We start from the raw sequence: 9441 nt of genomic DNA on the forward strand, positions 1-9441 counted from the left end.
CGACTGGCCAGCCCTTGCTGGCCAGTTTTTTATGAAGCAACCACGATGAAACGCAGAAGAGTTCCCCTTCACAACAACAAATGGGTACGCCGCCTCCATGCCTGGGCCGGTTTTTTTACCCTCGCCCTGATGCTGATGTACGGCATCACCGGTCTCTGGCTGCAACACCGTGCCGTGTTGCCCATCCCCGGCCCCCACACCGACAAATCGAGTGAAGAGATAGTGCTCAAGGCGCCGCTCGCCAGCCCGGAGCAGCTGAAAATCCTGCTGCAACAGCGCTATCCCGATACCTTTGCCGACGGGCGAACCATGATCACCCCGGCCCAGACCCTGCCCACCCCGAACGGCCCGCTCACCCTGCCCGCCAAGTGGGAGATGCGCGGCGTTACCCTCAGCCAGAGCGTGGCTGCCAGCTATGTTGAGGGTACCCTGCTGGTACGTACCGACCTGCAACTGGCCAACTTTGCCGCCAGCCTCAACCGGCTGCACCGCGGCATGGGCACCGGCCTCGGCTGGCAGCTGTTTGGCGATATCGCCGCCCTGGCCCTGCTGCTGCTCGCCCTCACCAGCCTGTTTATGTGGACCAAGCTGCACGGCACACCCAGAGCCATCATAGCGCTGACGCTCGCAGGCACCCTCGGTACCCTGCTGTTTGCCCTGCTGGGATAGTGCGGCAACCATGTTCTGATGCAGCAAGGTTTGGAAAAAACCGCAGTAGAAACAGGCCGCTGGCGGTGATGCCGTCAGCGGCTATATCAAGGAAAGGAAATAACGGAGAGCGGGAAAAGAGAAGGGATACCAAGAGGTAACGGGAAGCACTGCCAGCTCAACAGTAACGCCCCAAAAGCGCAGAAACGCCAAAAAACAAAAGGCCATCATTGCTGATGGCCTTTTGTCATGAATTTGATGGTGCCCGGGGTCGGACTCGAACCGACACGGTTATTCACCGGCGGATTTTGAAACCATCGCAAGCCATTCTGAATCAATAACTTGCCGTGTTTTCGCGGGTTTGCTTGGGGATGGATGGGGCTTATTGGGTATCGCTGGTGAGCGCTGCCGCCATTTTGCCGCCATTTTTCAGCGCGGTGATCGGGTTGAGTTTGACTGCATCTTCGAGGTGATCCGGGGCAAAATGGGCATAGCGCATTGTCATCTTAATATCGGTATGCCCTAGGATCCGTTGCAACACCAGAATGTTGCCTCCCCCCATCATAAAGTGACTGGCGAAGGTATGACGCAGAACGTGGGTGCTTTGGCCTGCAGGCAATTCAATCTCGGCCCGCCGTATCGCCTTCTCGAACTCAGCGTAGCAGTCACCAAATAAGCGGCCAGTGCGCTTGGGCAACAAGGCCAATAGCCAACCTGCCACCGGCACAGTTCGATTCTTCTTGCCTTTCGTTCGGGTAAAAGTAAGCCGGCCGATGCCAACCTGTGAGCGGGTAAGCTTCTCGATCTCTGACCAGCGAGCACCGGTCGAGAGGCAGAGCATCACGATCAGCCACAAATCTTTCAGGCCTGCACAAGCCGCGAGTAACCGTTCAATCTCATCCTGATTCAGGAACGCCAGCTCGGCTTCTTGCACCTTGTACTGACGCAACACCTCTAGCGGGTTGCCATGCGCCCACTCACCCAAGCGGCCAAGTTCATTGAACACCGCCTGCAGGTAGAGTAGTTCACGGTTGATAGTGGTCGGGGACACTTGCTTGCGTTGACCGGGAACATAAAGCTCACCTGCCAGGCGCCGTTCGCGGTAGGCCGCAAATTGTTGGGCCGTGAATTCTGTTGCCACGGGGTTGCCCAATGCCTCAGCCAACCAAATAAGCTTATCGCGGCGTCGCTCGCCATCAGTCAAGGTTTGACCGTGGCGACCATACCAGAGCGCCACCAAATCACTCAGCCGCCTGTCATCCACATTCCCCGCCCCTGGCTGCAGCCAAGGTTGAGCCAACATGTGCTTTTCCCACGCTAAGGCTTCGCCCTTAGTGGCATGGCGCTTGCGTTTACGAGGGCCATCACGCCCTTGGGGATAAACTTCGGCAAGCCAGGGTTTTGGCTTGCCGTCATCAAGTTTGCGAACTGTCATTGCGTGGTGAACCTGTTACTAAGTTGCCAATAAATGCTCAAAGACTTCAAACTATCCGATGTCATAGCTACTGACTAAGCTACTGACCAAGCCATTTTGTAAATTGAGATCTGGCCAAGACAAGCCGAGACTCATTAAAACTTGTTGGCAAAAAATCGGACTGCGACTATAGTTAGTTTGCAAAAACAAACAGGCGCAGTCCGAATTTCAGCGATGTGTGTCTAAGAAAGGAGCTCAATGTCCCCACATTGGGCTTTTTTGTTTTCTAGAACACAAAGCATTACTAACTCCCCGGCGAAGAACGCCAATGTGAAGTCACATACTCTAAACGCCCTTTACGCCGCCTCAGATAGGCACATACATGTACATCTTTGATTTTGCTAAACATAATTTCAATTCTCTCGATAAAGACGATTGCTCGCCGTATGGCATTCACAAAAAATAATGAACACCCTGCCTTAACAAAGGCCTTTCACTAAAAAAAATGAATGGCCTTTGTTTTTCAAGGAGGCCGAACTAGACCTCCTTATTGGCTAAAGTAACACAGCGGATCTTCTCGATCAAGAAATTTTATGAAGCAGTTTTCTGCTGACCCTGCCCATAGATAGGGAAGTAGTAAAATTCAATCCCCCCAGTCTCAGCAACGCCTTCTTTTCTAAGCAAAAAACCTTCATCAACCAGCTCTTTTAGCTTGTTGCTCGCATTGTTGATTTTCAGGTTGCATACCTCTGCGACCTCCGACGCGGTCACCCACCCTTTGCTCACAACATAGCTGTACAGCTCTTTTTGGGTTCTTTTCGGTTCTGGCCCCAAAACCTCCACACGCCCCTGACAGCAGGCATGCAAGGGAAAGCTCAACTTATCAGCCCCAGCACGAATGTTGTCCAGTAAGACAGCATTAGCAACGTCACTGACAAAAAAGCCCCGTTTGCCCACGGACTTAGCTGCGAGCATGATGAACGCCTCACGAGGGAAGGATGCATCGATGCGTCTGACACCTTCAAGTGAGATATCGTAGATATCCACTTCTGGAGAATTAGAGATGTAGTTTGAGAGTGCTGCCGCGACGGCCTCACCATCAGTAACTCCCCATCCATCCTTGGTGCCATCAGCATTCGGCTCAGCAAAGCCCATGAAATCGATGAGTTTGATACGTGCGATTATCTGTTTCATAAAACTTATTGAATCAGAGTAAGGTAGATATAGCAAGGAAACACTACAGTTTTGCCCGAGGAAAACAGAGCGTTATGTGAGTTCCTTTCGCAAGAAAGCAATCTGTACTCATAAACGCTGTGGCTTCAAATTGGTTGCCGTTAGGCTTTAGATCGATCACATGCTTATCGAGTCTGACATGAAGTGAACCACCAAACTGGATGGCAATCATTGCAGCTCGGTTTAACCCAGATCCTCTGTGCTCACCCTTACGACTCAATCCCTTGTTGAACATTTCCAGAATGAGTGCCTGGTCAGGTGAGTTCTGGTGTGGGTGCCCACGCCAATGTAAGCCCTCGCGTAGACTATTGAGAAGCCCGACCCCAAGATCAGCGATAGAAATGAAAATGTTACCTGAGGCTGGATAGTGGTGCATGTACACAAATCCAGGGGTTGATACCTGGCTATGTTCAAACACATTGCTACAAAACTCGCTGACAACAGTCTGAATGTTAGACAGGAACGTATCGCAATCTGTTTTTATCAAAACACCTAGCGCATCAGTTAACTGACTAGGAATAGGTCTGTTCCGACTTGACTCCGTGGGGCTGACGGCCCGAATCTCAAGCAAATTAGCGCTCTGGCCAGCATATGCTATTGAGGCATCCCGAGCTTGAGGTCTGTACGGCATGACGACGGCTTCTGGCGGTAACGAGTGGAAAAAACCACAGCGCTCTAGGAAAGTGAAACAATTGCAGGCCCCTCCTTCAAAAGTTAGCGTCAAATTCTTACGTAACGACACTACATGGTGACAAAGGCAAAGCAGTTTCAGGGTGGCATCAGCCAGAAACTTACAGTCCCTCCCTATCTTTATCTCCACATTAGAAATAAAGGGCAATTTACTGAACTGCGCCGGCCTGACCACCCGTTCAAAATCATGGGTGTCATAAAAACTTCTCTGAAAGGGAAAAGATATTGTCTCAATCAATGGAGGCTGCCTAACGCTCTGTTCCTGATGCAATTGCTATGGGGCCGTGCACACAAGCTCACCCTTATCGTTTTCGGAAAGTTCGATGCTCGACCATCACGCCGATGATCTCGATGTGCTGCCGATCTGAATGCATGGTGGGGTAATCGTCGTTGAGGGGAACCAGCTCAAACACCTCTTGCCCGTTCTCGTCGATACCACGGGGGCGATATTTCTTAAAGGTGGCCTCTTCGCCACCGTTCTTGGCCACTACATAGTCACCAGGACGTGGTTGCTCGTCAGGATCAATGATCACCAGATCCCCTTCGTTGAAGAACGGGGTCATGGAGTTACCGCGTAGCCAAAGGCCAAATCCACAAGGACCGATATCAACGCTGGCAGACACAAACTCCACATTGCCATCAAAGGTCGTGGCCTGCTCACACATCTCCCGCCAGTTGCCAGCTTGGACATAGCTCAGGATCGGTACCCGATTTCCCTGCGGGATCACTGCTGGCTCAACGTTCGACTGTTCCGGCGATCCCTTTCCCGTAGAAAGCCAGTGGGCAGACACCCCGAATACTCTTGCCAAGGCGACTAGATAATCCGCGCTAGGGGACACATCACCGCTTTCCCACTGAGACACAGATGGTCCAGTCGCACCAATAAGCTCGCCCAGCTTCCGCTGGGTAAGTCCATGTTTTTTTCGAAGTTCTTTGATGCGTTCGTTTTTCATAGTTTGAAAACTTTAACACTCATGAACTTTGAAGTTTTTAAACTCAGTGATTGACTTTCCAAAGTCTAAAAGATAAAAAGTCCAAATCTGATGATTGGAGTTCCAATCTTTTTGTTTAAAACTTCAAAGGTACTCGTGATGAAAAAGACGGATGTGCTCAACCACTTCGGTGGGGTCTCCAAGACAGCCAAGGCTCTGGGTATCAACATGGCCACGGTTTCCTGCTGGGGTGAAGTCATTCCAAAGGGGCGTGCGTACCAGATCGAGGTGATGACAGGCGGCAAGCTGAAAGCCAACGACTCGCAACCTCGTACCGCACAATGAGGGTAGCACCAATGCCACCACGTCATATCAATCCTGCCGTTTCGCATGCTCCGCCGATGACCGTCAGTGCGATCAACCTTGTGATCTCCCCTGACATTCCACCGCTGATGCCCATCGCCAAGTTCGCCGAGTGGATCGGTGTCTCTGTCGACACTGCTCGCCACTGGGTCAGAACCGGCCGCCTCGATGTCATGGAAAAAACCAGAGGCAACGAGCTGGTGATGGTCAAGGTGCATGTGTTCATCGCTAAGCAGATGGCCGGCTCGATGTTAGTACACAACTTCAAGCTCGCGAGTTAACCATAACCGGCCAAGGATGAGTTCACTATGTTTGACCTGAGTTCAACCAAACAACCGCACTTCGAGTCCGCCTGCTCACGCTTCGCCGCCAGCCATTCCCTTGCCGAGGTGGCACGCGCTGCTGGTATTGGCGAACAGTTACTGCGCAACAAGTTAAACCCAGCACAACCGCATCAACTCACCGCCCGGGAACTGGTGGCCATTTATCACGCCACAGAGGGGGACGAGACCCTGTTCGACGGCCTGCTGTTGGAGTGTGGCCTCACAGCAGTGGCTATCCCCAAGGCTGATCGGGCCCCTTCCCTGCCCCACCAGGCCATCGACCTGAACGCCAAGATCGCCAGCATTGGCCAGCGGGCGCTGGAGCTGACTGACCGCGGCCGGATCACCCGCTCTGAGCGCAACACCCTGGTGAGCGTGGCCACCTCGGCCATGGGGTCGCTCGCCATCCTGATCCACGACATTGAGGCCCGCTTTCAGGCGGTGCCGACCCTGGCCTGTGCGTCAGACATCCTGATGCAAACCATGACCATGTAAAGAGGGAACCCATGCAAACCCAACGCATTGACCATCAACAACGCAATTTGGCTGGCCTGACGCCAGAAGAACAGGTGGCCATGAACACCGCCGGCTGCATGTTGCTGCGCGAGATGTTCGGCAAGAAGCGCTCGAGCCTCGACACCGACTGGCTAGCACTGGGCCAGGCCAAGAAAGCGGCCATCTGTGCCATCGCCCGCCAGCCTCGGGGCGAACTGATGAGCGCCACGCTATCGGCATTACCGCATGCGCAGCGCGAGGCGATCCGCCTTGCCGTGATTGCACTGGAGTACCAAAGCGAATTTCGTGGCGGCTGTGACACCAAGGTATGGCACCCGGCACCGGTCACCAGATCCATCAGGGATATCGAGAGGGAGAAGAAAGAGAGAGCAGCAAAGCTGCGCATGAAACGCGCGGTGCTGGCAGCAAGCCAGATGACCGGGCAAGGCCCACGCCCCATTGGGCAATAAAAAAGCCCGCATTACGGAGCTGCAACTCCAAGCGGGCCTCTATCAACAACATATGAGGAAGTCGACATGGCAACTTTAGCGATCCCCTGCGCCCTGCGCAACCTTCGCATCCAACAACGCAAGCTGACGGGCCGCTATGGCGCCCGTCTTAGCCAACACCCGGACGGGGTTGCGCTTATCGAGCGGTCAACCGCACTGGCTTGGGCTTCTCTGTTCAGCCGCATCAACCCCTGCACCACTCAGCAAGGAGCCTGACCATGAACGCACAACCGATCCAAATCAATCTGCTCAACCACCATGCCGCCAAGCGCCTGCGCCAGTTGCGGGAGCAGTTGAAGCTGAGCCGCCCCAAGTTTGCCGCCCTGCTCGGCATTCCGCCCACCACGCTCAAGAACTACGAGCTGGGATACCGCGAGATCGGGGGCGGCCTATTCCTGCTGCTCGCCAACCACCCTGAGTTGAAGCGCCATGTCGATTGGCTGCTGACCGGCATCGCCACACCGGAGGTGCATGTATGACCACGATCTTCCATCCCATATCAGAGCAGGAGGCGCTGGCCGAGTTGCCGCGCCTGCACCAGCGGCTCACTGCCAAAGCCCGTCACTCCTCATGCCTCAGAGGAACGGAGGGTAAAACCATGTTAGCCCAGGCAAAGCGTGCCCTGCGCTGGCATCAGCTGTTTCTCAGCATCAACCGGAGGGCCTGCCAATGAGTGACATCATCAAGATTGCCCGCCAAGCCCCCAAGGTGGTCGAGGGTCTGCTGGCCGATATGTTTGCCGCCAATGCCGAAGATAACCGCATCGCCCTGGGCGGGGTTTACTCCGGCCAGCAGTACATCCAGCTACAGCTGGTTGCGACCAGCAACCCGGCTGATCTGCTCGATGATGACGGCGATGGAGACGATGAAGAGGCGGCACCAATCCCCGCTCACAACCAGCTGACCACCCACTGGCTGGCAGCCCGCGCCGAGTTTATCGCCGCCGGTGGTGAGGCCAGAGGCGATCGGGATATCCCCCGAGAGCTGCTGGCACTCGGTGCGGTGCGCTCTGTCTATTGGCTGGCACTGGGTCAGGGCGAAACCGCGCTGGCCAAAGAGATCGGCGAGTGGTGGCAAGAGTGCGCGCCACTGCATGGGCAAGGTGAGGTGATCAAGTGACCCATCACCTGCAGCAGGAACTGACCAGCCAGATGTATCGCTGGCAAGAGACCTATCGGGAGGACGCAGCGCGGCTGCGTCTTTATCAACGGGAGCTGGCCCATGCGCGCCGGCTACCTGCACGCCCCCGCGTCAGCATCAAGCTGTTGCTGCGCCAGTGTGCGGCCGCCCGTCGAATGAAAACCCATGCTCAGCAGCGCATCAGTGGATGCCTGTTTCGCATCAAGACGTTATCCGCTTAACGCATGACCAAGCTCACCACCCGGCTGCCGCTGTCGAGAAAAGCACAGCTGCAGCGCGTCAACACCCTTTGCAACTCTCTGCCCGGCGTCAACTTTGACGCCGTTTTCGGCGGCCCACGCGGCCAATACGATCTGCTGTGGGCCATCCAGTTGCTCGATGGCCTCTCCCCCGAGTTAACCCGCGACCTGTTCAAGCAGTACGCAAGGCGCCGCAAGGATTGCAGCTTCACCCATTGCCGGGCAGCCAATATCTGGCTGCGTGAGCGCACCCGCTGGGTGCGCCAGCTGCTCCATTCCATCCCGGTCAACCCGAGGGAGATGCGCGATGAAGACGGCCGCAAGAAGGTGGCCCACCAGTTCGCCAACCAGACCGCAGCTATTTACAAGAACATCGAGCAGGACATCAAAGAGGGCGCCGAGCCGGATCTGCTGCAGACCTGGGCGCTGATGCGCCAGACTGCCGACCAGTGGGGCTTTATCGGCAAGATGCCCAAATTCAAATCCGACGAAGTGCGGGATAACTGGATCCTGAGCGTGCTGGTGCGCCTGCTCTCAGCCAAGTGGTGGGAGAAGCGCGTCAACCGCTGCTGGGACCGGCTGCAGGAGCAGATCAACATTCTGCTCGGCAAGGTACGCAAGGGCGTGTCGGCTTATGTATCGAACGCCACCATGAAGGTGGTACGCGAACGCAAGCGGGCCATGATGCGCTGGCTGGCCGAGTCGGAAGTGGTCAACGAGCAGTATGATCTGGTCGTGTCGATGAAGGATTGCTGGGAGGCCAGCAACGCCAACCCGGTGAACCGCCGCAACGAAATGATGGTGCGTGCTCGGGGGTTCAATGACTATGCAGAGGAGCAGGGTCATGTGGGGGTCTTCTTCACCTGGACCGCCCCGAGCCGCTTTCATGCCTGGACACAAAAGCACAACGGCAAAGCGGTAGAGAACAAGCGCTATCAAGGGGCCACGCCGCGGGAGACCTGCGCCTATCTGGCCAAACTCTGGAGCCGCGCCAGAGCCGCCCTCAAACGGTGGAACGCGCCCGTTTATGGATTTCGCGTGTGCGAGGCTCACCACGACGGCACCCCGCACTGGCACCTGCTGCTATTTATGCGCCCGGAAGATCGCAACCGGGTGATCGGCATCCTGCAACGCTATGCCCTGACCGATGACCACGAAGAGCTGGTGCGGGATATCAAGGGCGCCCCACCCTTTACCGACTTTACTCCCCGCTTCGACTGGAAAGAGATAGACCCGGCCAAGGGCGATTCCGCGGGCTATATCGCCAAATACATTGCCAAGAACATCGACGGCGCCTACCTGGACGATGACGAAGAGGCAGGCACTGCCGCCGATGAGGGCGCCTTGCATGCCGTGGCCTGGGCCAGTTGGTGGGGCATTCGCACCTTCCAGCAGATCGGCGGCGCCCCGGTCGGGGTATGGCGCGAGCTGCGCCGCATCAGCAACGCCAAGAAG

At 55.7% G+C, this 9441-nt stretch carries 15 protein-coding genes; 11 read left to right on the forward strand and 4 right to left on the reverse strand.

The window, feature by feature from the left end; all coding sequences use genetic code 11:
* Positions 1-3: 3 nt before the first annotated feature.
* The gene (locus AB5Z09_RS20015; RefSeq protein ID WP_339385042.1) at positions 4-669 is read left to right on the forward strand and encodes a PepSY-associated TM helix domain-containing protein; all 666 of its coding nucleotides are present in this window, start codon (positions 4-6) and stop codon (positions 667-669) included.
* A gap of 361 nt (positions 670-1030) precedes the next feature.
* On the opposite strand, the gene AB5Z09_RS20020 is transcribed toward AB5Z09_RS20015, so the two are convergent.
* The 4 genes from AB5Z09_RS20020 to AB5Z09_RS20035 form a co-directional block, all read right to left on the reverse strand.
* Complete coding sequence (locus AB5Z09_RS20020; RefSeq protein ID WP_368196053.1) at positions 1031-2083, reverse strand: site-specific integrase; 1053 nt, start codon at positions 2081-2083, stop codon at positions 1031-1033.
* A 570-nt stretch (positions 2084-2653) separates the two neighbouring features.
* A complete protein-coding gene (locus AB5Z09_RS20025) occupies positions 2654-3256 on the reverse strand; it encodes a helix-turn-helix domain-containing protein (RefSeq protein ID WP_223379418.1) in 603 nt (200 codons plus the stop codon).
* Between the two features lie 43 nt (positions 3257-3299).
* On the reverse strand, positions 3300-3926 hold the full coding sequence (locus AB5Z09_RS20030) for an ATP-binding protein (RefSeq protein WP_368196062.1): 627 nt from the start codon (positions 3924-3926) through the stop codon (positions 3300-3302).
* Positions 3927-4287: 361 nt separating this feature from the next.
* On the reverse strand, positions 4288-4938 hold the full coding sequence (locus tag AB5Z09_RS20035) for a LexA family transcriptional regulator (protein WP_223379420.1): 651 nt from the start codon (positions 4936-4938) through the stop codon (positions 4288-4290).
* Positions 4939-5076: 138 nt separating this feature from the next.
* Here AB5Z09_RS20035 and AB5Z09_RS20040 point away from each other — a divergent pair, with 138 nt between their 5' ends.
* The 10 genes from AB5Z09_RS20040 to AB5Z09_RS20085 all read left to right on the forward strand — a co-directional run.
* Complete coding sequence (locus tag AB5Z09_RS20040; protein WP_223379422.1) at positions 5077-5262, forward strand: Cro/CI family transcriptional regulator; 186 nt, start codon at positions 5077-5079, stop codon at positions 5260-5262.
* An 11-nt stretch (positions 5263-5273) separates the two neighbouring features.
* Positions 5274-5561, forward strand: a complete 288-nt coding sequence (locus AB5Z09_RS20045) for a hypothetical protein (RefSeq protein WP_223379424.1) — start codon at positions 5274-5276, stop codon at positions 5559-5561.
* Positions 5562-5588: 27 nt separating this feature from the next.
* Entirely contained in the window at positions 5589-6098 is a 510-nt protein-coding gene (locus AB5Z09_RS20050; RefSeq protein ID WP_223379426.1) for a phage regulatory CII family protein, read from the forward strand.
* A gap of 11 nt (positions 6099-6109) precedes the next feature.
* The gene (locus tag AB5Z09_RS20055; protein WP_065402397.1) at positions 6110-6568 is read left to right on the forward strand and encodes a hypothetical protein; all 459 of its coding nucleotides are present in this window, start codon (positions 6110-6112) and stop codon (positions 6566-6568) included.
* Between the two features lie 66 nt (positions 6569-6634).
* Positions 6635-6823: a hypothetical protein gene (locus AB5Z09_RS20060; RefSeq protein WP_041213699.1), complete on the forward strand. Its 189-nt coding sequence runs from the start codon at positions 6635-6637 to the stop codon at positions 6821-6823.
* A 2-nt stretch (positions 6824-6825) separates the two neighbouring features.
* On the forward strand, positions 6826-7086 hold the full coding sequence (locus AB5Z09_RS20065; protein WP_368196054.1) for a helix-turn-helix domain-containing protein: 261 nt from the start codon (positions 6826-6828) through the stop codon (positions 7084-7086).
* Entirely contained in the window at positions 7083-7280 is a 198-nt protein-coding gene (locus AB5Z09_RS20070) for a hypothetical protein (protein ID WP_268011705.1), read from the forward strand. Before AB5Z09_RS20065 ends, AB5Z09_RS20070 begins: the two co-directional genes overlap by 4 nt.
* Positions 7277-7726 (forward strand): hypothetical protein, encoded by a 450-nt coding sequence (locus AB5Z09_RS20075; RefSeq protein ID WP_368196055.1) that lies wholly within the window; start codon positions 7277-7279, stop codon positions 7724-7726. The genes AB5Z09_RS20070 and AB5Z09_RS20075 overlap by 4 nt, the downstream gene beginning before the upstream one ends.
* Positions 7723-7968 (forward strand): hypothetical protein, encoded by a 246-nt coding sequence (locus AB5Z09_RS20080; RefSeq protein ID WP_202004195.1) that lies wholly within the window; start codon positions 7723-7725, stop codon positions 7966-7968. The genes AB5Z09_RS20075 and AB5Z09_RS20080 overlap by 4 nt, the downstream gene beginning before the upstream one ends.
* Positions 7969-7971: 3 nt before the next feature.
* The coding region (locus AB5Z09_RS20085) for a replication endonuclease (protein WP_368196056.1) at positions 7972-9441 on the forward strand (1470 nt) is incomplete at its 3' end.

Origin of the sequence: Aeromonas sp. R2-2 (genome assembly GCF_040908355.1) — a bacterium.
GTDB classification, from domain to species: domain Bacteria; phylum Pseudomonadota; class Gammaproteobacteria; order Enterobacterales; family Aeromonadaceae; genus Aeromonas; species Aeromonas veronii.

Coding starts and splice junctions, on each gene's coding strand:
- AB5Z09_RS20020 (WP_368196053.1), bottom strand. CDS start 2,083: ATGACAGTTCGCAAACTTGATGACGGCAAGCCAAAACCCTGGCTTGCC.
- AB5Z09_RS20025 (WP_223379418.1), bottom strand. CDS start 3,256: ATGAAACAGATAATCGCACGTATCAAACTCATCGATTTCATGGGCTTT.
- AB5Z09_RS20030 (WP_368196062.1), bottom strand. CDS start 3,926: ATGCCGTACAGACCTCAAGCTCGGGATGCCTCAATAGCATATGCTGGC.
- AB5Z09_RS20035 (WP_223379420.1), bottom strand. CDS start 4,938: ATGAAAAACGAACGCATCAAAGAACTTCGAAAAAAACATGGACTTACC.
- AB5Z09_RS20040 (WP_223379422.1), top strand. CDS start 5,077: ATGAAAAAGACGGATGTGCTCAACCACTTCGGTGGGGTCTCCAAGACA.
- AB5Z09_RS20045 (WP_223379424.1), top strand. CDS start 5,274: ATGCCACCACGTCATATCAATCCTGCCGTTTCGCATGCTCCGCCGATG.
- AB5Z09_RS20050 (WP_223379426.1), top strand. CDS start 5,589: ATGTTTGACCTGAGTTCAACCAAACAACCGCACTTCGAGTCCGCCTGC.
- AB5Z09_RS20055 (WP_065402397.1), top strand. CDS start 6,110: ATGCAAACCCAACGCATTGACCATCAACAACGCAATTTGGCTGGCCTG.
- AB5Z09_RS20060 (WP_041213699.1), top strand. CDS start 6,635: ATGGCAACTTTAGCGATCCCCTGCGCCCTGCGCAACCTTCGCATCCAA.
- AB5Z09_RS20065 (WP_368196054.1), top strand. CDS start 6,826: ATGAACGCACAACCGATCCAAATCAATCTGCTCAACCACCATGCCGCC.
- AB5Z09_RS20070 (WP_268011705.1), top strand. CDS start 7,083: ATGACCACGATCTTCCATCCCATATCAGAGCAGGAGGCGCTGGCCGAG.
- AB5Z09_RS20075 (WP_368196055.1), top strand. CDS start 7,277: ATGAGTGACATCATCAAGATTGCCCGCCAAGCCCCCAAGGTGGTCGAG.